The 19,382-nt window shown below is 75.2% G+C and carries 21 protein-coding genes and 1 other RNA gene; 19 read left to right on the forward strand and 3 right to left on the reverse strand.

Annotation, left to right across the window (positions count from 1 at the left end):
* The first annotated feature begins 90 nt into the window (after positions 1–90).
* Positions 91–2,253 carry a protein kinase domain-containing protein gene (locus tag ACI79Z_RS08605; protein WP_456902354.1) on the forward strand — a complete coding sequence of 721 codons (2,163 nt, stop codon included), beginning with the start codon at positions 91–93 and terminating at the stop codon, positions 2,251–2,253.
* Positions 2,254–2,384: 131 nt separating this feature from the next.
* Here the strand turns inward: ACI79Z_RS08605 and ACI79Z_RS08610 are convergent, their stop codons facing one another.
* On the reverse strand, positions 2,385–2,621 hold the full coding sequence (locus ACI79Z_RS08610; RefSeq protein ID WP_387986117.1) for a hypothetical protein: 237 nt from the start codon (positions 2,619–2,621) through the stop codon (positions 2,385–2,387).
* 43 nt (positions 2,622–2,664) lie between these two features.
* Here ACI79Z_RS08610 and cutA point away from each other — a divergent pair, with 43 nt between their 5' ends.
* Positions 2,665–2,994 (forward strand): divalent-cation tolerance protein CutA, encoded by a 330-nt coding sequence (gene cutA / locus ACI79Z_RS08615; protein WP_456902355.1) that lies wholly within the window; start codon positions 2,665–2,667, stop codon positions 2,992–2,994.
* Between the two features lie 24 nt (positions 2,995–3,018).
* Here cutA and ACI79Z_RS08620 read toward each other — a convergent pair whose 3' ends face one another.
* Positions 3,019–3,918 (reverse strand): NADP-dependent oxidoreductase, encoded by a 900-nt coding sequence (locus tag ACI79Z_RS08620; protein WP_456902356.1) that lies wholly within the window; start codon positions 3,916–3,918, stop codon positions 3,019–3,021.
* 69 nt (positions 3,919–3,987) lie between these two features.
* Positions 3,988–4,275, reverse strand: coding sequence for a DUF6343 family protein (locus tag ACI79Z_RS08625; RefSeq protein ID WP_387986109.1), 288 nt, complete (start codon positions 4,273–4,275; stop codon positions 3,988–3,990).
* Between the two features lie 60 nt (positions 4,276–4,335).
* On the opposite strand from ACI79Z_RS08625, the gene ACI79Z_RS08630 reads away from it, so the two are divergent.
* The 17 genes from ACI79Z_RS08630 to ssrA all read left to right on the forward strand — a co-directional run bounded on the left by ACI79Z_RS08630 (position 4,336) and on the right by ssrA (position 19,307).
* Positions 4,336–4,755: a hypothetical protein gene (locus tag ACI79Z_RS08630; RefSeq protein ID WP_387986107.1), complete on the forward strand. Its 420-nt coding sequence runs from the start codon at positions 4,336–4,338 to the stop codon at positions 4,753–4,755.
* A gap of 48 nt (positions 4,756–4,803) precedes the next feature.
* Positions 4,804–5,916 carry a peptide chain release factor 2 gene (gene prfB / locus ACI79Z_RS08635; RefSeq protein WP_387986106.1) on the forward strand — a complete coding sequence of 371 codons (1,113 nt, stop codon included), beginning with the start codon at positions 4,804–4,806 and terminating at the stop codon, positions 5,914–5,916.
* Between the two features lie 137 nt (positions 5,917–6,053).
* Positions 6,054–6,743 (forward strand): cell division ATP-binding protein FtsE, encoded by a 690-nt coding sequence (gene ftsE, locus ACI79Z_RS08640; RefSeq protein WP_387986103.1) that lies wholly within the window; start codon positions 6,054–6,056, stop codon positions 6,741–6,743.
* 45 nt (positions 6,744–6,788) lie between these two features.
* The gene (ftsX, locus tag ACI79Z_RS08645) at positions 6,789–7,673 is read left to right on the forward strand and encodes a permease-like cell division protein FtsX (RefSeq protein WP_387986101.1); all 885 of its coding nucleotides are present in this window, start codon (positions 6,789–6,791) and stop codon (positions 7,671–7,673) included.
* Positions 7,674–7,821: 148 nt separating this feature from the next.
* On the forward strand, positions 7,822–8,841 hold the full coding sequence (locus ACI79Z_RS08650; protein ID WP_456902357.1) for a hypothetical protein: 1,020 nt from the start codon (positions 7,822–7,824) through the stop codon (positions 8,839–8,841).
* Positions 8,842–8,850: 9 nt separating this feature from the next.
* Positions 8,851–9,327 (forward strand): SsrA-binding protein SmpB, encoded by a 477-nt coding sequence (gene smpB / locus ACI79Z_RS08655; RefSeq protein ID WP_387986096.1) that lies wholly within the window; start codon positions 8,851–8,853, stop codon positions 9,325–9,327.
* A 10-nt stretch (positions 9,328–9,337) separates the two neighbouring features.
* Positions 9,338–10,273: an NADP-dependent oxidoreductase gene (locus tag ACI79Z_RS08660; RefSeq protein WP_387986094.1), complete on the forward strand. Its 936-nt coding sequence runs from the start codon at positions 9,338–9,340 to the stop codon at positions 10,271–10,273.
* Positions 10,274–10,347: 74 nt separating this feature from the next.
* The gene (locus tag ACI79Z_RS08665) at positions 10,348–11,511 is read left to right on the forward strand and encodes a serine hydrolase domain-containing protein (RefSeq protein ID WP_456902358.1); all 1,164 of its coding nucleotides are present in this window, start codon (positions 10,348–10,350) and stop codon (positions 11,509–11,511) included.
* A 34-nt stretch (positions 11,512–11,545) separates the two neighbouring features.
* Positions 11,546–12,442: an amidohydrolase family protein gene (locus ACI79Z_RS08670; RefSeq protein ID WP_387986090.1), complete on the forward strand. Its 897-nt coding sequence runs from the start codon at positions 11,546–11,548 to the stop codon at positions 12,440–12,442.
* On the forward strand, positions 12,439–12,810 hold the full coding sequence (locus ACI79Z_RS08675) for a VOC family protein (protein WP_456902359.1): 372 nt from the start codon (positions 12,439–12,441) through the stop codon (positions 12,808–12,810). Before ACI79Z_RS08670 ends, ACI79Z_RS08675 begins: the two co-directional genes overlap by 4 nt.
* Positions 12,811–12,855: 45 nt before the next feature.
* Positions 12,856–13,872 carry a GNAT family N-acetyltransferase gene (locus tag ACI79Z_RS08680; RefSeq protein WP_456902360.1) on the forward strand — a complete coding sequence of 339 codons (1,017 nt, stop codon included), beginning with the start codon at positions 12,856–12,858 and terminating at the stop codon, positions 13,870–13,872.
* Positions 13,872–14,312 (forward strand): GNAT family N-acetyltransferase, encoded by a 441-nt coding sequence (locus ACI79Z_RS08685; RefSeq protein WP_456902361.1) that lies wholly within the window; start codon positions 13,872–13,874, stop codon positions 14,310–14,312. The genes ACI79Z_RS08680 and ACI79Z_RS08685 overlap by 1 nt, the downstream gene beginning before the upstream one ends.
* Positions 14,313–14,322: 10 nt before the next feature.
* Complete coding sequence (locus ACI79Z_RS08690; RefSeq protein ID WP_456902362.1) at positions 14,323–15,201, forward strand: SCO6745 family protein; 879 nt, start codon at positions 14,323–14,325, stop codon at positions 15,199–15,201.
* Positions 15,198–15,731, forward strand: a complete 534-nt coding sequence (locus ACI79Z_RS08695) for a carboxymuconolactone decarboxylase family protein (RefSeq protein WP_456902363.1) — start codon at positions 15,198–15,200, stop codon at positions 15,729–15,731. The genes ACI79Z_RS08690 and ACI79Z_RS08695 overlap by 4 nt, the downstream gene beginning before the upstream one ends.
* A 47-nt stretch (positions 15,732–15,778) precedes the next feature.
* The gene (locus tag ACI79Z_RS08700; RefSeq protein ID WP_387986076.1) at positions 15,779–17,383 is read left to right on the forward strand and encodes an SLC13 family permease; all 1,605 of its coding nucleotides are present in this window, start codon (positions 15,779–15,781) and stop codon (positions 17,381–17,383) included.
* A gap of 253 nt (positions 17,384–17,636) precedes the next feature.
* Complete coding sequence (locus ACI79Z_RS08705) at positions 17,637–18,779, forward strand: magnesium and cobalt transport protein CorA (protein ID WP_387986074.1); 1,143 nt, start codon at positions 17,637–17,639, stop codon at positions 18,777–18,779.
* 152 nt (positions 18,780–18,931) lie between these two features.
* Positions 18,932–19,307: a transfer-messenger RNA gene (ssrA, locus tag ACI79Z_RS08710) on the forward strand.
* The last annotated feature ends 75 nt before the right edge of the window (positions 19,308–19,382 follow it).

Raw genomic sequence — 19,382 nt, forward strand, 5'->3', positions numbered from 1 at the left:
GCCGGGGCGGCGGGCGGGCCTACGGTCCGCCTCCTCGGGTCGCCTCCGAGGCGGACGGCGGGGACCGGGGCGGGGCGACGGGGGGCGGGGATGGAACTCGCGCCAGGGGACGTCTTCGCGGGGTACCGCGTCATCCGGCCGCTCGGGTCGGGCGGCATGGGGTCGGTCCTGCTCGTGCAGCACCCGCGGCTGCCGCGGCAGGACGCCATGAAGGTCATCCACGCCCACCTCTCCGCCGACCCGTCCTTCGCCGCGCGCTTCGAGCGCGAGGCCGAGCTGGCCTGCCGGCTCGACCACCCGGCGCTCGTGCGGGTCCACGACCGCGGCTGCGACGAGGGCCGGCTGTGGCTGACCATGCAGTTCGTCGACGGCCCCGACCTCGACGCGGTGCTGCGGCAGGAGGGCCCGCTGGCGCCGCAACGCTTGGTCCGGGTCCTCGAGGCCGTGGGCAGCGGCCTGGACCACGCCCACGAGATGGGGCTGGTGCACCGGGACGTCAAGCCCGCCAACATCCTGCTGGCCCGGGGCGGCACCGGCGGGGAGCGGGCGATCCTCACCGACTTCGGCATCGCCCGCGACAGCAGTTCCTCGCGCCCGCTGACAGACACCGGCGCCCTGCTGGCCAGCCTCCCGTACGCCGCGCCCGAGCAGCTGCTCGACCGCCCGATCACCGGCGCGGTCGACGTCTACGCCCTCGGTTGTGTCGCCTACGAGCTCCTCACCGGGCGGCGGCTGTTCGACCAGCAGTCCTCGCTGGCCGTCATGGGCGCGGTCCTCGCCGGGCCGCGGCCGGAGGCGTGGGACGCCCTCCCGCCCGGCCGGCCGGCGCTGCGGGACGTGCTGCGGCGGGCCCTGGCGCCCGACCCGGACGACCGCCCCGCGTCCTGCGCCGCCCTCGCCGCCGCCGTCCGGGACGTGTTCGCCCCGGCGCCCACGACCGTGTCCTCGGGCCGCGCACCGGTCGCGGCGTACCCGGGACCGCCACCGCCCGGGCCGGGACCGGTCCCGCCGCGCCCGGGGCAGGCCGGGGTCCCGGCGTGGACGGCGCCCACCGTCGCCGGGGTCCCGGGCCCGCGGAGCGCGCCGGCCGGGCCGTACGACACCGGCCCCCCGAGCGGGCCGTACGACACCGGCCTCCCGAGCGGGCCGTACGGCGCCGGCCCGTCGACCGGTCCCCAGGGCCCGCCGCCGACCGGCCCGCAGGGCCCGCCTCCCCTCCCGCCGCCCGCCGGCGGGTCCCGTTCCCGGCCGCGCCGCCGGTGGCTGTGGCCGGTGGCGGCCGCCGTCGTGCTGCTGCTCGCCGCGGCGGCGGTCGGCGTCGTGCTCTGGCGTCCGTGGGCGCTGGACCGCCCGGCCTCCGTGACGGCCGACGTCCGGGCCGGCGGCGTCGAGCTCCGCTGGCAGCAGGTCGAGGGTGCCGCCGGCTACGAGGTGCACCGCGACGGCGTCCCGCTCGGCCGGTCCGACGGGACGTCGTACCTCGACACCGACGTGGGCAGCGGCGTCCGCGCCGAGTACTCGGTGGCCGCCGTCGCCGACGACGGCGAACGCTCCGACCTGACGACGGCGGCACCGGTGGTCAGCGCGCTGCACCCCGTCGGCGACCTGTCCGCCGAGGTGCTGATCTCGGGCGTGGAGCTGTCGTGGACGCCGGTCGACAACGCCGGCCACTACGAGGTCCGCCGCGACGACGAGGTGCTCGACGCGCAGGCCGCGGGCACGACCTTCCTGGACGAGGACCCGCCGCCGGGGCGCCACGACTACACGGTCGTGGCCGTCGACGACTCCGGCGACGCCCCGTCGTCCAGCGCCACCGTCCCCCTCGAGGTCAGCCCCTGGCTGGCGGCCGCGGACCTGGCAGCCGCGTTCAACGCCCTGGTGCCACCCGCGCCCGGTCCCGGGGGCTGGGGCGACGCCACGTGCGACCTCTCGGAGCCACGCAGCACGGTGCAAGCGGTCGCGGTGATCGTCTGCACGCTCCCCTCGGGCATCTACGCCACGTTCGTCCAGTACCCCGACCAGGCGGCGCTGGACGCGCGGATCGCCGAGCTCGACGGGCTCGCCGACCCGGCGCTCACCACCACGGCGGAGGGCGGGTGGTACCGGCAGAGCCCACCCGGCGTCGACCCGGCCTGGGAGGCGTGGGGCCCCGTCGAGCCCGAGCGCCGGCTGATGGAGATCCACATCGAGTGGGCCGGCCACACGGTCGCCGACCTGGACGCCGCCTGGTACTACGCGGCGCCCTGGGGGTGAGCGGCGCCTCGGACACCGGGCGGCACCCACGTCCCCGGGGACGCGCGCCCGTCGCGCGGGCGCTCGCGCCGTACGCGTACCGCTGACCGGGACGGCCGCCGGGGGGACCGGGCGGCCGTCCCGGGCGGAGGTCAGCCGCCGCGCTCGACCTCGGCCTGGACGATGCCGCCGAGCGCGGTGCGCAGCGCCTCGTTGGAGGTGTCGCCCTCGGCGAGCGCCGCGCGGGCGTCCTCGGGCAGCAGGGCCGGGTCGACGTCGTCGAGCCAGCTCACGTCGCCGCCGTTGCGGCGGCCCACCTGCAGCCCCTCGGCGCCCTGCCGCACCACGTACGTCTCACCGTCGATCTCGAGTGTCAGGTCGTCGCTCATGGGCGGCCCCTACCCGGCGCGGGGCGGCGCACGCACCCGGAGGATGGCCGCCGTGGACGTCGTCGAGGTGGTGGTCACCGGGCCGGACGCCGACTGGCTGGCCGGCTACACGCGGACCCTGGTGGAGGAGCGGCTGGCCGCCTGCGGCCACCAGCTCGCCGCGATCCGGTCGGTGTACCGGTGGGCGGGGGAGGTGCACGACGACCCGGAGGCCCGCGTCGCGCTGCACACCCGCGCCGCGCTGGTGCCGGCGATCGTCGCCCGCACCGCCGAGCTGCACCCCTACGACGTCCCGTGCGTCATCGCGCTGCCGCTGGTCGGCGGCGGCCCCGACTACCTGCGCTGGGTGGTGGCCGAGACGCGCGAGCCCTAGTCGGGGGCCCGGGCGGGGGCCCGGTCAGGGCACGAGCACGAGCTTGCCGCGGACGTGGCCCTCGCGGCTGCGCCGGTACGCCTCGGCCGCCCGCTCGAACGGGTAGCTGCCGGCGACCGGGAGCCGCAGCCGGCCCTGCCGCGCCAGCCCGGCGACCTCGGCCAGCCGGGGCGCGGCGCCGGCGCTGGACGTCGTCACGTGCACGCCGAGCCCGCCGGCGCCGAAGTCGGCGATGGTGACCACCCTCCCCGGGTCGCCGGTGAGCGCGACCAGGTCGCGCACCGACCCCCGCCCGGCGGTGTCGACCGCGCCGTCCACGCCGTCGGGGGCGAGCTCGCGCACGCGGTCGGCCAGGCCCTCGCCGTAGGCGGTCGGCAGCGCGCCGAGCGAGCGGACGAAGTCGGCGTTGGCCGGCGACGACGTCCCGATCACGCCGAGCCCGCGGCTGACGGCGACCTGCACGGTGGTCGCGCCGACCCCGCCGCTCGCGCCGTCGACGACGACCGTGCGGCCGGCGTCCAGCCCGAGCAGGTCGAGCACCCGGACGGCGGTCTCCCCGGCGACGCCCAACCCGGCGGCGACCTCGAACGACACCTCCGGCGGCCTCGGCGCCCACGCGGTGAGGACGGCGTGCTCGGCGGCGGTCCGCCGGCCCAGGCCGAACACCGCGTCGCCGACCTGCACCCCGGTCACGCCCTCGCCGACCTCGTCCACCACCCCGGCGGCGTCCGCGCCGGGCACGGTCGGCCCGGCCGGCCGGTCGCCGCGGGCCACCAGGCCGGTGACCTGCTTCCAGTCGAACGGGTTCACGCTCGCCGCGCGGACGGCGACCCGGACCTGCCCCGGCCCGGCGTGCGGCTCCGCCACCTCGGCGACGTGCAGGACCTCGGGCTCCCCGTACTCCTCGTACACGACGGCGCGCATGCCGCGCTCCTCCCGCTCGGCGGTCGACGTCGCGCTGCAACCGCCGTCACCGCGCGCGCGTTCCCGCCGTCAGCCCGGCTCGCCGCGGAGCTTGCGCCGGGCGACGACCACCAGGTCGACCAGCGCGACCGCGGCGAGGACGAACAGCACCACCGCGGGCCACGTCGGCAGGTCGGTGCGCCACCACAGGACACCGAACACCGTGCAGACGACCAGCCCGAAGGCGGCCAGCACCAGCCGGAGGGTGAGCGCCGACTGCGCCGGCGCCGCGCCGCCGATGCCCGCCGTCGGGTCGTGGTGGTCGGGGAGGCCCCGCGCGTACTCCTCGCGGGTGCGCCGGCGCCGCGGCTCGCTCATGGGGGAGGGGTACCCGGTGCCGGCCCGGTCACCCGGGCGGCCGCTGCGAGGATGGCGGGCGTGACCCCGCCCGCCCGCGACACGACCGCCGTCCTCCGCGACCTCGGCGCCGCCCTGCTCGCCGCCGTCCCGGCCGACGCGGCCCGCGTCCGCTACCGCGCCACGGTGGTCGGCGACGTCCGGCGCGACCTGCTCACCGCCGGGCCCGCCGACGGCGAGCCGGTCCCGGTGCCGGCGACCGCCGCCGTCCGGACCGCCGTCGAGGAGCTCAAGCGGGTCATGTGGACGCCGGAGCGCGGCACCTGGCTGCAGACGGACATGACCCTCGACCGGGCCACGAGCCGGCTGCTGCCGATCTTCAACGCCGACGCCGAGCCCGACGGCCCGCCGCTGCCGCGGGAGGCGCTGGTCGCCGAGCTGCGCGACCACCCGCGGCCGCCGGACGCCGTCCCCCGGTGGATGGCCGAGCGGATCGGCTGACCGCGCGCCCGGCGCTCCCGGACGGGCGGCGCACTACCCTGGATCGACGTGGCCGCAGACTTCTCCGTCGTCCTCGACGAACTCGACACGACCCTCTCGAGCATCGAGTCCGTCCTCGACGTCGACCGGCTCCGCCGCGAGGTGGCCGAGCTCGAGGAGCAGGCCGCCGCGCCGGACCTCTGGAACGACGTCGAGGCCGCCCAGGCGCTGACCTCCCGGCTGTCCTACCTGCAGGGCGACCTGCGCCGGGTCGAGGAGCTGCGCCGCCGGCTCGACGACGTCGGCGTGCTGCACGAGATGGCCGAGGAGGAGTCCGACGAGGCCACCGCGGCCGAGGCCGAGCGCGAGCTGGCCGCGCTGCGCAAGGAGATCGACGAGCTCGAGGTCCGCACGCTGCTCAACGGGGAGTACGACGCCCGCGAGGCGCTGGTGACCATCCGCTCGGAGGCCGGCGGCGTCGACGCCGCGGACTTCGCCGAGATGCTCATGCGGATGTACCTGCGCTGGGCGGAGCGGCACCGCTACCCGGTCGAGGTCTACGACACCTCCTACGCCGAGGAGGCCGGGATCAAGTCGGCCACCTTCGCGGTCAAGCAGCCCTACGCCTACGGCACGCTCTCGGTGGAGCAGGGCACCCACCGGCTGGTGCGGATCTCGCCGTTCGACAACCAGGGCCGCCGCCAGACGTCGTTCGCCGGCGTCGAGGTGCTGCCGGTCGTCGAGCAGACCGACCACGTCGAGATCCCGGAGAACGAGATCCGCATCGACGTCTTCCGGTCGTCGGGCCCCGGCGGGCAGAGCGTGAACACCACCGACTCCGCCGTCCGGATCACCCACCTGCCCACCGGCATCGTGGTGTCCTGCCAGAACGAGAAGTCGCAGATCCAGAACCGGGCCGCGGCGATGCGCGTGCTCCAGGCGCGGCTGCTGGCCAAGCGGCAGGAGGAGCAGCGCGCCGCCATGGACGCGCTCAAGGGCGAGGGCTCCAGCTGGGGCAACCAGATGCGCTCCTACGTGCTGCACCCGTACCAGATGGTCAAGGACCTGCGGACCGAGCAGGAGACCGGCAACACCTCGGCGGTCCTCGACGGCGACATCGACTCGTTCATCGAGGCCGGCATCCGGTGGCGCCGTCAGCAGGAGGCCGTCGCCGCGAACTGAGACGTCGGGTCGGTCACACCGCGGCGCGGTTCGCCGGGCGATCCCGCTGGGTAGGCCCACAGGCCGGGAAAGTGCTCCCGGTGCGTCTCCGCGCGAACCGACCATGGTGGGTCGCCGGGCAGGTACCGTGGCGCCTCGTGATCGAATTGCAACACGTCACCAAGCTCTACCCGGCCAGCTCCCGGCCGGCCCTCGATGACGTGTCGACGGAGATCGACAAGGGCGAGTTCGTGTTCCTCATCGGCTCGTCCGGCTCCGGCAAGTCGACGTTCCTCCGGCTGCTGCTCAAGGAGGACGACCCCACCCGTGGCACGGTCACCGTCAACGGCAAGACCCTCAACGGCATGAGCAAGTGGCAGGTGCCCAAGCTCCGCCGCACCATGGGCTGCGTCTTCCAGGACTTCCGGCTGCTGCGCAACCGCACCGTGGCCGAGAACGTGGCCTTCGCCCTCGAGGTCATCAACAAGCCGCACCGCACGATCAAGCGGGTCGTGCCCGAGGTGCTGGAGATGGTCGGCCTCGACGGCAAGGCCAACCGGCTGCCGCACGAGCTCTCCGGTGGTGAGCAGCAGCGGGTCGCGATCGCCCGCGCGTTCGTCAACCGGCCGCTGGTGCTGCTCGCCGACGAGCCCACCGGCAACCTCGACCCGGAGACCAGCGAGGGGATCATGCTGCTGCTGGAGCGGATCAACCGCACCGGCACCACCGTGATCATGGCGACGCACGACTACCACATCGTGGACTCCATGCGCCGCCGCGTCATCGAGCTCAACGGGGGCGTGATCACCCGCGACCAGTCGCGCGGCGTCTACGGCGTCGGCCGCTGACGGTCCTCCGCCCCGCTACGACCTGCACCTCACGACAGGGAACCCATGCGCGTCAACTTCGTCCTCTCCGAGGTGGCCACCGGGCTGCGTCGCAACCTGACCATGACGGTCGCGATGATCCTGACCACGGCCATCTCGCTCGGTCTCATGGGCACCGGCCTGCTCATCGCCGGGATGATCTCCGACATGAAGGAGATCTACTACGACAAGGTGCAGGTCTCCATCTTCCTGGCCGACGGCGTCACCGACGAGCAGCGCAGCGCGATCGAGCAGCAGCTGTCGGACTCGTCGGAGGTGCAGAGCTTCATCTACGAGTCCAAGGAGGAGGCCTACGAGCGCTTCCGGCAGCAGTTCTCCCAGCAGCCCGAGCTGGTCGAGAACACCCCGCCGGACGCGCTGCCGGAGAGCTTCCGGGTGGAGCTGGTCAACCCCGAGCGCTACGAGGTCATCGCCGCGGAGTTCCCGAACGGGCAGAACGGCGTCGACCAGGTGCGCGACGAGGGCGACTTCCTCGACCGCCTCTTCAGCCTGCTCAACGGCGCCCGCAACGCGACGATCGCCGTCGCGGTGGTGCAGGCCCTCGCGGCGTTGCTGCTGATCTCCAACACGATCCAGCTGGCCGCGTTCAACCGCCGCAACGAGACGAACATCATGCGGCTGGTCGGCGCCTCCCGCTGGTACACCCAGCTGCCGTTCATCCTCGAGGCGGCGCTCGCCGGGCTCATCGGTGCGCTGCTCGCCGTCGGCGGCCTGGTGCTGACCAAGGTGCTGTTCGTCGACAAGACGCTGGCCGGCCCGATCAAGGCCGGGATCATCCCGCCGGTGGACTGGGGCGCGATCGCCACGATCAGCCCGGTCATCGCCGCCGCCGGAGTCGGCCTGGCCGCGGTCGCCGCCTACGTGACGCTGCGCCTGTACGTCCGGCTGTGACGCCGTCGGCCCACCGGCCGACGGCGTGACCACGTGCCCTCCCCGGTCGCGCACAGCCCCCCCCGCCGGACCCGGCGGGAGCCCTCCGGGCCCCGCACCGGGTCCGACATCCGCGCGCGAAAGGCGGATCCCGGGGTAGGGACGGGGCATGACGACGACGAGCGAGGCGCTGGGGCGGGCCGCCGACGTCGACGCGGGGCGGGCCGACGTGCGGCCGGCGCTGCGGCGGCTGGGCGCGATCGGTGCGTTCGAGCGGGACGACGACGACCCGACCGAGGCGCTGCTGGCCTCGGTGCGGATGGTCCGGGAGCTCGCGTCGGTGTCGCTGGCCACCGCGTTCGCCGCCTGGTCGCAGCGGATGGTGCTCGAGTACCTGCGCTGCTGCCCGCCGCCGCAGCCGCAGCCCGACCTGGTCGCGGGGCTGCGGGCGGGCACCGTCCCGGGCGCCACCGCGCTCGCCCCGGCGGTCGCCGACCTCGCCGGCACCGGGACGCTGCCGGTCACCGCCACCCGCGACGGCGCCGGCTGGCGGCTGTCGGGCACCGTCGGCTGGGCGTCGAACCTCTTCGACGACGCCGTCGTCGTGGCCCCCGCGCGCACCCCGGACGAGGGCCGCGTCGTCGTGCTGTTCCGGCTGACCGACCTCGGCGTGACGCCGACCGGGCACTTCGACCTGCTCGGCCTCAACGGCACCGGCACCGGCGGGCTGCACCTCGACGGCGTCGCCGTCGGGCCGGGGCGGGTGCTCAGCGACGACCTCGCCTCCTTCATGGCGGTGTGCCGGCCGGCGATGCTGCTGCTGCAGACCGCGCTCGCCCTCGGCGTCGCCGACGCCGCGCTGGACGCGGCGGCCGAGCACGTCCCCGGCGTCCTGCGGGCCGACGCCGACGCGCTGTCCGAGCGCCGCGACGACGCCGCCCGGCGGCTGGAGGACCTCGCCGGCGACCGGGTGGGCGTGGGCCCCGGCGACCTCGCGCGGCTGCGGCTGGCCGCCCTCGACGTCGCCGCCGAGGCCGTGCGGCTGGAGTCGGCGGTCAGCGGCGGGCCGGGCTACCTCGCCGCCAGCGACACCGCCCGGCGGGTGCGCGAGGTGGCGTTCCTGCCGGTGCAGGCGCCCACGTACGCGCAGCTCCGCCGCGAGATCACCGCGGCCGGGCACCGGCAGTAACCTGGGGACATGCCGCGTGAACAGGGGCGCAAGCTCATCGCCCAGAACAAGAAGGCGCGGCACGACTACTCGATCCTCGACACCTACGAGGTCGGCCTGGTGCTCACCGGCACCGAGGTGAAGAGCCTCCGCGCCGGCCGGGCGTCGCTGGTCGACGGCTTCGCCACCGTCGACGACGGCGAGGTGTGGCTCCAGCACGTGCACATCCCCGAGTACACGCAGGGGACCTGGACCAACCACGCCCCGCGCCGCAAGCGCAAGGTGCTCATGCACCGCGAGGAGATCGACAAGCTGATCGGCAAGACCCGCGAGGGCGGCCTGACGCTCGTGCCGCTGGACCTGTACTTCAAGGACGGGAAGGTCAAGGCCACGCTCGCGCTGGCCAAGGGCAAGAAGTCCTACGACAAGCGCCAGGACCTCGCCGAGCGGGACTCCCGCCGCGAGATCCAGAAGGCGTTCGGCCGCTACGTGAAGGGGCGTCGTTGAGGGGCACGCGGTGAGGGGGATCGCCTACGACCGGTTCGGCGGTCCCGACGTCCTGGAGCTGCGCGACGACCTGCCCGAGCCGCCGGTCGGCCCGGACACCGTGCTCGTCCGCACGCACGCCGCGGGGGTCAACCCGGTCGACGTCGGCATCCGCGAGGGCCACCTGGCCGGGGCCTTCCCGCACCACTTCCCGATCGTGCCGGGCTGGGACCTCGCCGGGACCGTCGAGGCGGTCGGGCCCGCGGTGCACGACCTCGCCCCCGGCGACGAGGTGTTCGGCTACCTGCGCCGCGACGACGTCCAGTGGGGGACCGCCGCCGAGCTGGTGCCCGCGCCGCAGCGCTGCGTGGCGCGCAAGCCGGAGTCGCTGTCGTTCGCCGAGGCCGGGGCGCTGCCGCTGGCCGGGCTGACCGCCTACCAGGCGCTCACCGAGGCGCTCGACGTCGGCGAGGGGGACCGCGTCCTGGTGCACCGCGCGGCGGGCGGGGTCGGCTTCTTCGCCGTGCAGATCGCCGTCGCGCTCGGCGCGCACGTCATCGGCACCGCCAGCCCGCGCAACCACGGCTTCCTCCGCGACGCGGGCGCCGCCGAGGTGCTCGACTACTCGGCCGGGCCGATCAGCGCGCAGCTGTCCGAGCCGGTCGACGCCGTCCTCGACCTCAACGGCGGCGACGCGCTCACCGACGCCCCGAAGCAGGTGCGCGACAGCCCGGGGGGCGTCGCCCGGGTCACCAGCGTCGTCGACCCCGCGGTCAACGAGATGGGCGGGCGGTACGTGTTCGTGCGGCCCGAGCGGCACGACCTCGAGGAGCTCGGCCGGATGGCCGACGCCGGCCAGCTCCGGGTCTCCATCGCCCGGGCGTTCCCGCTCGAGCGCACCGCCGAGGCCCACGACCTGGTGGCCGGCGGGCACGTGCGCGGGAAGGTCGTCGTCACGCTCCGCTGAGCGCACCCGGCGTGGCGGCCGGCGCTCCGGGTCGCGGCCTTCCGGGGTGCGCGGGCGCGGAGCAGCCTGCCCGCATGCCCGGGCCACGGCGTGCGCTGTCCCTGCTGGTCCCGCTGGTCACGGCGGTGGCGCTGGCCGGTGTCCCGGCGACGGCGGTCGCCGACACCGCGCCGGCGCGGGACACCGCGGCGCTGCAGGCCGCGCTGACCGACCTCGTCCAGCAGCCCGGCGGCCCGCCCGGGGCGGTGGTGACGCTGGGGCGCGACGGGGACCTCGACGTCCTCCCCGCCGGCGTGGCCGACCTCGCCACCGGGCGCCCGCCCGCGGCCGGGGACGCCGTGCGGGTCGCCAGCGTGGCCAAGGCGTTCAACGCCGCCACGGTGCTGGCCCTGGTGTCCCGCGGCGTCCTCTCCCTGGACGAGCCCGTCGGCACCTGGCGGCCGGACCTGCCGCCGGCCTGGCAGCCGGTCACCCTGCGCCAGCTGCTCGGGCACACCAGCGGCATCCCCGACTTCAGCCGGAGCGAGGCCTTCGCGGACGCGCTGCTGTCGTCGCTGCAGGACCCGCCGCCGCCGCGGGAGCTGCTGTCCTACGCCGAGGACGAGCCCCTGCTGTTCGCGCCGGGCTCGGAGTACCGGTACTCCAACTCCGACAACGTGGTGGCCGGCCTGGTGGTCGAGGCGGTCACCGGCCGTCCCTACGCCGAGGTGCTGGCCGCGCTGGTGCTGCGGCCCGCCGGCCTGACCGCCACGGGCCTCCCCGCGGGGCCGGACCTCCCGACCCCGTACCTGCACGGCTACGACGTCTCCGAGCAGCCGCCCGAGGACGTGAGCACGGCGATCGCCGCCGGCTGGTCGTGGGCCTCGGGCGGGGTCGTGTCCACCCCGGCCGACCTCGCCCGGTTCGTCGGCGTCCACGTCCGCGGCGACCTCACCGACCCGGCGACCCGGGCCGAGCAGTTCACCTTCCGGCCGGGGTCGTCGGAGCCGCCCGGCCCGGGGGAGAACTCCGCCGGCCTCGGGGTGTTCCGGTACGACACCCGCTGCGGCACCGTCTTCGGGCACACCGGCAACACCGCGGGCTACACCCAGTTCGCCGCCGCGACCGCCGACGGCGCGAGGACGGTCACCGTCTCGGTCAGCGGGCAGCTCACGCCGGGCAGCGCGCCGGAGCTGTTCCCGCGGCTGCGCGCCGTGTTCGAGCTGGCCACCTGCGCGGCCGTCGCCGGACACCGGTGAGCCCGGTCCCCGGGCCGGCGCTACGTTCGCTCGGGTGAGCTGCGATCCACCGGTCGACGACGACGACGTCCCGCGGTTCTGGCGCGAGCTGGGCCTGCCCGGCCTGGTCGACGTGCACGTGCACTTCCTGCCGCCGCGGGTGCAGGCGAAGGTGTGGTCGTACTTCGAGGCGGCGGAGACGCACTACGGCACCGGGTGGCCGGTGCACTACGCGCTGCCCGAGGACGAGCGGCTCGCCGTCCTCGACCGGCTCGGCGTCCGTGCCTTCCCGACGCTGCCCTACCCGCACAAGCCGGGGATGGCCGCCTGGCTCAACGACTGGTCGTCGGGGTTCGCCGACGCGCACCCGCAGGTGCTGCGGTCGGCCACGTTCTTCCCGGAGCCGGAGGCGCCGCACTACGTCGCCGAGGCGCTCGACCGCGGGGTGCGGGTGTTCAAGGTGCACGTGCAGGTGGGCGCCTTCGACCCGCGCGACCCGCTGCTGGACCCGGTGTGGGCCCGGCTGGAGGAGACCGGCACCCCGGTCGTCGTCCACTGCGGCTCCGGCCCGCTGCGCGGCGAGCACACCGGCCCCGGGCCCGCCGCCGGCCTGCTCGAGCGGCACCCGCGGCTGCAGCTGGTGATCGCGCACCTGGGCATGCCCGAGTACCGGGACTTCCTCGACCTCGCCGAGCGGTACGAGCGGGTGCACCTGGACACCACGATGTTCGCCACCGACTTCACCGAGCGGCTCATGCCCTTCGACCGCGCCGACCTGCCGCGGCTGGCCGCGCTGCGGGAGAAGGTGCTGCTCGGCAGCGACTTCCCGTCCATCCCGTACCCCTACGCCGAGCAGCTGGCCGCGCTGTCCCGCCTCGACCTCGGCGACGACTGGCTGCGCGCGGTGCTGCACGACAACGGCGCCCGGCTGTTCGGGATCGGTGCCCGGTGATCCGGCTGACCGCCCCCGTCCTCGGCACGCCGGACCCGCGCGGGCTGGCCCGCTTCTACCAGCGGCTGCTCGGCTGGCCGGTCCGCGACGACGGGCCCGAGTGGGCCACGCTGCGCCCCGACGGCGGCGGCACGGGCCTGTCCTTCCAGCTCGAGCGCGACCACGTGCCGCCGGTGTGGCCGCCGGAGCCGGGCACCCAGCAGGTGCAGGTCCACCTCGACCTGGAGGTCGACGACCTCGACGCGGCCTGCGCGCTCGCCGAGGAGGCCGGCGCCCGGCGGATCGGCGGCTACGACGACCCGCACGAGCTCGTGCGGGTCTACGCCGACCCCGCCGGCCACCCGTTCTGCCTGTTCGTGCGGGTCTGAAACCCGGTCGCCCGCGCCCGCGGAGCCCGCCTAGCCTGACCGCCCGTGACCGACGTGCTCCCCGCCGACGTGACCGGCCTGCCCGGCGGGCTGACCGCCCGCCCGCTCACCCTCGACGACGCCGCCGCCGCGGCCGACCTGCTCGCGGCCGCCGAGGCCGTCGACGACACCGGCGAGCACGAGGACGCCGGCGACCTGGCCGAGTGGTGGGGCCGCGAGCTGGTCGACCTGCCGTCCGACGGCCGGGCCGTGGTGACCGGGGACGGGCGGCTGGTGGCCTGGGCGACGTCGATCTGCCAGCGCGGCGGCCGCGAGGCGCTGCGCGTCTGGGCCGAGGGCCGGGTGCACCCGGACTGGCGCGGGCGCGGCATCGGCCGGGCGCTGGTCGACTGGCAGGTGCGCCGCGGCACCGCGCAGCACGCGGCGTTCGCCCCGCCCGGGCTGCCCGGCCGGCTCGTCGCCAGCGCCTGGCCCGCGATGACCTCGCTGGAGCGGCTGCTGCGGCGCCGGGGCTTCGCGGTCGAGCGGCTGTTCGCCGCGATGGAGCGCCCGCTGGACGAGCTGCCCGCCGTCGTCGTGCCCGCCGGGATCGAGCTGGCGCCCTTCACCTGGGACCGCGACGACGAGGTGCGCCGCGCGCACAACGCCGCGTTCACCGAGCACCACGGCTCCACCGAGCGCGACGGGACCGCCTGGCGCACCTGGTTCACCGGCGTGCGGGCGTTCCGGCCCGACCTGTCGGTGCTGGCGCTGGACGGCGACGGCGCCGTCGCCGGGTACGTCCTCGCCTACGTCTACGAGGCCGACACCCGCGCCACCGGGATCCCCACCGTCCACTTCGGCCAGATCGGCGTGCTGCCCGGCTCCCGCGGGCGCGGCGTGGCGGGCACGGCCATCGCCGCCGCGCTGGCCCGCGCCGCGGCCGACGGGTGCCGCGCGGCCCGCCTCGACGTCGACACCGAGAACACCACCGGCGCGTTCGCCCTCTACGAGCGCGTCGGCTTCCGGGTCGCCCGCACCCACCACGCCTGGGCGTTCCCGGTCCCGCCGGTCGCCGGCTGATGCGCCCGGCGCGGGAGGCGGACCTGCCGCTGGTCGAGGCGGCCGAGCGGGCCTACGTCCGGGACGTCGAGCCCGCGCAGGAGGCGGCCTGGACCGCGGCGCTGGACCGCAACCGGGCGCTGTGGCGGGACGACCTGGCCCGCACCACCGTGCTCGAGGTGGACGGGGACCCCGCCGGGTTCGTGGTGTGGACGCCCGACGACGGGGCCGCGCTGGTGGTGACCGTGCAGGTGCTGCCGCCGTACCGCCGGCGGGGCCACGGGCGGCGGCTGCTCGAGGCGTGCGCCGCCGACGCCGCGGCCGCCGGCCACGCCGAGGTCCGGCTCGGCGTGCACCGGGACAACCCGGCCCGCGCCCTCTACGAGACCGCGGGTTTCGTGCCGGCGGGGGAGGACGGCGAGTACCTGCTGTACCGCCGGGTGGGCCGGGCCGCTCGCTAGGGTCGCCGGCATGGTCACCGCCGATCAGCCCGTCCTCGACCCCGCCCTCGTCGGCCGCGCGCACCGCGCCGTCGAGCCGCTGCACAACCACGTGTACTTCGTGCCGGAGACCGATCAGCACCTGACGGCGATCGGCCTGCGGCCCGGGCGGATGGTCTACTTCGCCGGCCGCGCGGCCCCGATGGGCGCGGTCGGCCCGGGCGTGGTGACGGCGACCTTCTCCAACTTCTCCCCGGCGCTCGTGGCGCGGCACGTCCCGCGGGCCTGGACGCTGGCCTCGCCCGCGCAGGTGGTGGAGGCGCGCTCCGCCTCCGCCCGCGCCTCGCTGACCCGGCTGCTCGGCGGTGAGGAGGCCGCCGCCGCACCGGAGGTCACCGAGCTCGGCGACCTGCTCGCCGACGCCTGCTCGGTGCTCCCCGCCGAGGGACGCCCGCTGTACGCCGGCCACGCCGACCTGCCCTGGCCGGAGGACCCGGTCACCCGGCTCTGGCACGCCGCGACGCTGCTGCGCGAGTGGCGCGGCGACGGGCACGTCGCCGTCCTGGTCCACCACGGCCTGTCGGGCCTGGAGGCACTGGTCACCCACACCGCCACCGGCCGCGGGTTCCTGCCCGCGTCGGCGAAGGCCACCCGCGGCTGGAGCGACGAGGACTGGGCTGCCGCCGCCGCGCGCCTGGCCGACCGCGGCCTGCTCGACGGCGACCGGCTCACCGAGGCCGGTCAGCGGCTGCGCGCCGACCTCGAGGCCGAGACCGACGCCCTGGGGACCACGCCGTGGGCGCACCTGGGCCCGGAGCGCACCGCCCGGGTGGTCGAGCTGGGCAAGCGGATGTCGGCCACGCTCGTCGCCAACGGCGCCTACCCCTCCGGCGTCTTCGCCGGCCGGTGACCCCGCGGCTGCCCGGGGCGCCCGGCGAGGGGCCGACGGCGGACCTGCTGCGCGCCCGGCGCGGCGGCGTCCTCTCCACCCTCGACCGGCTGCTGCTGCACAGCCCGCCGGTGGCCGAGGGCTGGAACGCGCTGCTCGGCGCGCTGCGCGGCGGCACCACGCTCCCCGCCGACCTGCGGGAGCTGGTCGTCCTGCGGGTCGCCGTCCTGGCCGACGCGGAGTTCGAGTGGGCCGCGCACGAGCCGATCGCCCGCCGCGCCGGGCTCACCGACCTGCACCTGCGCGTGCTGCGCGCCGACGACGCCACCGCCGAGCCGGTGTGGACGCCGGCGCAGGCCGCCGTGCTGGCGTTCACCGACGCCTCGGCCGGCGCTGTCACCGTCCCCGACCCGGTGTTCGCCGCGGTGCGCGAGCACCTCGACGACCGCGGGGTCGTCGAGCTCGCCGTGCTCGTGGGCGGCTACGCGATGGTCGCCCGGTTCCTCGTGGCTCTGGAGGTCCCCCCGCCGGAGGGAGAGGTTCCGGGCTGACCCGGTTCTCCCTATCGTGTGCTGCAGGTCACACCCGGGGAGCTGCCATGACCACGACCGACCGTCCTCCGCAGCGCACCGACGTCGACGCCGCCTTCCGCGGCTCGGCCACCTACCGGAGCCTGGGGGAGCAGCAGCTCAGCCCCGCCGAGGAGCGCTTCGAGAAGGGCCGCCGGACCGTCGGGCTGTTCCTCGCCCCGGTCGTGACGATCGTCTTCGCGCTGCTCCCGCTGGACCTGCCCCGTGACCAGCACCTGCTCGCCGCGGTCCTGCTGGGCGTCATCGTCCTGTGGATCACCGAGCCGGTGCCGATCCCGGTGGGCGGCCTCATCGGCGTGGGCGCGATCGTCGTCCTCGGGGTGGTGCCGGCGGACGACGCGGTGGGGCCGCTCGGCTCGACGACGGTGTTCACCTTCATCGGCGCGTTCATCCTGGCCGCGGCCATGCTCAAGCACGGTGTCGCGCGGCGGTTCGCGATGGCGATCCTGTCGATGCAGTGGGTCGGCGCGTCGACGGCGCGGGTCGTCATCGCGTTCGGGCTGATCACGGCGGTGCTGTCGGCGTTCGTCTCCAACACCGCCACCGTGGCGATGCTGCTGCCCACGGCGATCGGCATCCTCTCGGTGATCGCCAAGCTGATGCAGGACAAGGAGCTGGTCCGGCCGGACTTCGATCCGTTGCGGCTGCGGGTCGGCGTCGCGCTGATGCTGATGCTGGCCTACGGCGCGAGCGTCGGCGGGCTGATCACCCCCGTCGGCACGCCGCCGAACCTGATCGGCCGCGGGCTGATCGAGGAGGCGACGGGGGAGCGGATCGGGTTCCTCGACTGGATGCTCATGGCGCTGCCGATCTGCGCGCTGATGTTCGTGGCGCTGGCCGCGGTCCTGCTGCTGCTCAACCGGCCGGAGATCAAGCGGATCGAGGGCGTCCACGAGTACGTGCGGCAGGAGCGCGCCCAGCTCGGTCCCGTCTCGCGGGCGGAGAAGAACACGCTGATCGCCTTCGGCATCACCGTCGCGTGCTGGATCTTCCCCGGCGTCATCGCGCTCGTCGCGGGCACCGACTCCGACGTCTACACGACGATCAGCGACCGCATGGACGAGGGCATCATCGCCGTCCTCGGGGCGTCGCTGCTGTTCCTGCTGCCCACCGACTGGAAGCGGCGGGAGTTCACCCTCAACTGGTCCGACGCCGCCAAGATCGACTGGGGCACGATCCTGCTGTTCGGCACCGGGATCATCTTCGGCTCGCTGCTGGCCGACACCGGCCTGGCCGAGACGATCGGCAACAGCTCCGCCGACTGGCTCGGCCTGACCAGCACCTTCGCGATCACGGTCTTCGCGGTGATCCTGGCGATCATCATCAGCGAGACGACGTCGAACACCGCCTCCGCCGCGGTCGTCGTGCCGATCATCATCCCGGTGGCCGTGGCCGCGAGCATCAACCCGTTCGTGCCCGCCCTGGCGGCGACCTTCGCGGCGTCCTTCGGGTTCATGCTGCCGGTGTCGACGCCGCAGAACGCGATCGTCTACGGCTCCGGCGTCGTGCCGATCACCAAGATGATCCGCTCGGGGATCTCCTTCGACGTCCTGGGCGCACTGCTGATCGTGGTCCTGCTGCCGGTGATGGTGGACCTGGTGCTCTCGGTCTGACGAGTGAACGGAGAGGGAACTCTCCCTCTCCGGGGAGCCCTCCCGCGCGGGGACGTGTCACGATGGACGACGGCCCGCGGGATGCCGGGCGCCGGTCGACGGGGAGGAGGGCGAGCCATGCGCAGCGAGCCCCCCAGTCCCAGTCCCGAGGCCCTCCCCGCCTAGGTCCCGGTCGCGCCACGCGCGCCGGGGCAGCGCTCGCGTGGAGGGCCTCCGCTGAGTCCCGCCACCCAGCGTCCCCCGGGAGCCCGTCATGGCCGACCGTCGCCTCGCGCCCCTCACCGCCCTCTCCACCCTCGGCCGCCGCCCGCGGCCGCAGGTCCTGCGGCCGGTGCCGCCCCCGCAGCCGGCGCCGCCGCAGCCCGAGCGCCAGTCGCGCCTGGTCGACAACGCCGTCTACGCGAGCGGCCGGCGCATCGCCACCCCGCCGTCGGCGGAGGAGAGTCACGACTGGCTGACCGAGGGCTTCGACGACCGGCTGGTGTGGCTGGGCCTCTACCGGCCCGAGCCCGCGGAGCTGGGGGAACTGGCCGAGCAGTACGACCTGCCCGACCTCGCCGTCGAGGACGCGATCCAGGCCCACCAGCGGCCCAAGTTCGAGCGCTACGGCGACACGCTGTTCGTCGTCCTCAAGGCCGCGCGCTACCTGGACGCGGCCGAGGAGGTCGAGTTCGGCGAGCTGCACCTGTTCCTCGGCCGGCAGTTCGCGATCACCGTCCGGCACGCCGAGTCGCCGGACCTGGCCCGCGTGCGGCGGCGGCTGGAGAGCGAGCCGGCGCTGCTGGCCAAGGGCAGCGAGGCGGTGCTGTACGCGATCCTCGACGCCGTCGTCGACGGGTACTCGCCGGTGGTCGCGGGCCTGGCCAACGACATCGACGAGATCGAGACCGAGGTCTTCCGCGGGGACCCCGGCGTCTCGCGGCGCATCTACGAGCTGTCGCAGGAGGTCCTGGAGTTCCAGCGGGCCGCCCAGCCGCTGACCGGGATCCTCGCCGCCATCACCGCGGGGTTCGACAAGTACGGCGTCGACGAGGAGCTGCGCAGCTACCTGCGGGACGTCGCCGACCACGTCACCCAGGTCAACGAGCGCATCGAGGCCTTCCGGCTGCAGCTGCGCGACATCCTCACGGTGAACGCGACCCTGGTGGCGCAACGGCAGAACGATGAGATCCGCGAGCTGACCGAGGCCTCGATCGCGCAGGGCGAGGAGGTCAAGAAGATCTCCGCCTGGGCGGCCATCCTGTTCGCCCCGACGCTGGTGGGCACGGTCTACGGGATGAACTTCGACGACATGCCCGAGCTGTCGTGGCACCTCGGCTACCCATTCGCGCTGGTGCTGATGCTGGGCGTGAGCCTGACGCTGTACGCCGTGTTCAAGCGCCGCGACTGGATCTGACGACCGTCACCGCCTGTTGATCATCGGCCGCGTGCACGACGACACGCCGTCGCCCGGCGTGTCGGGCGGCAGTCATCCGATGATCAACGCGCCGGGACGCCGAGGGAACAACCCGGTGGCCGACCCGGTTACGATGGGTGCACAACTACACAGGGGGTGAATGGTCTCGACTGCGGTCGGGTGACCAGGGGAAGCGAGCCGAGGAAGCCGACGATGAGCTCGTTAACCACGCGTCGGAAACAACACAAGCGCCGACAAGAGTCAGCGCGCGTACGCCCTCGCTGCCTGATCAGCGAAGGTGACGCTGTCAGCCCGGGTTCCGTCATCGGCCCGGAGTCTGGCATCAGCTAGATGACTCACCGTGCGTGCCGGTCGCGGGCGTGCACGGGACACCTCACAGCGACTGGGCCCGTCATCCCGACGTGTTCGTGCGATCGGGAGGGTCGAGCAGAGGCAGAGCGGACTGCGCTCGGAGAAGCCCTGGTGATGCGTCGCAGGACGCGGGTTCGATTCCCGCCACCTCCACCCACCCCGAGGCCCTGGCGAAGAGCCGGGACCCGCTCGGCGAAGAGGCCGGGGCCACCGCCACGGCGGTGGCCCCGG

Source organism: Geodermatophilus sp. SYSU D00663, from assembly GCF_054050655.1.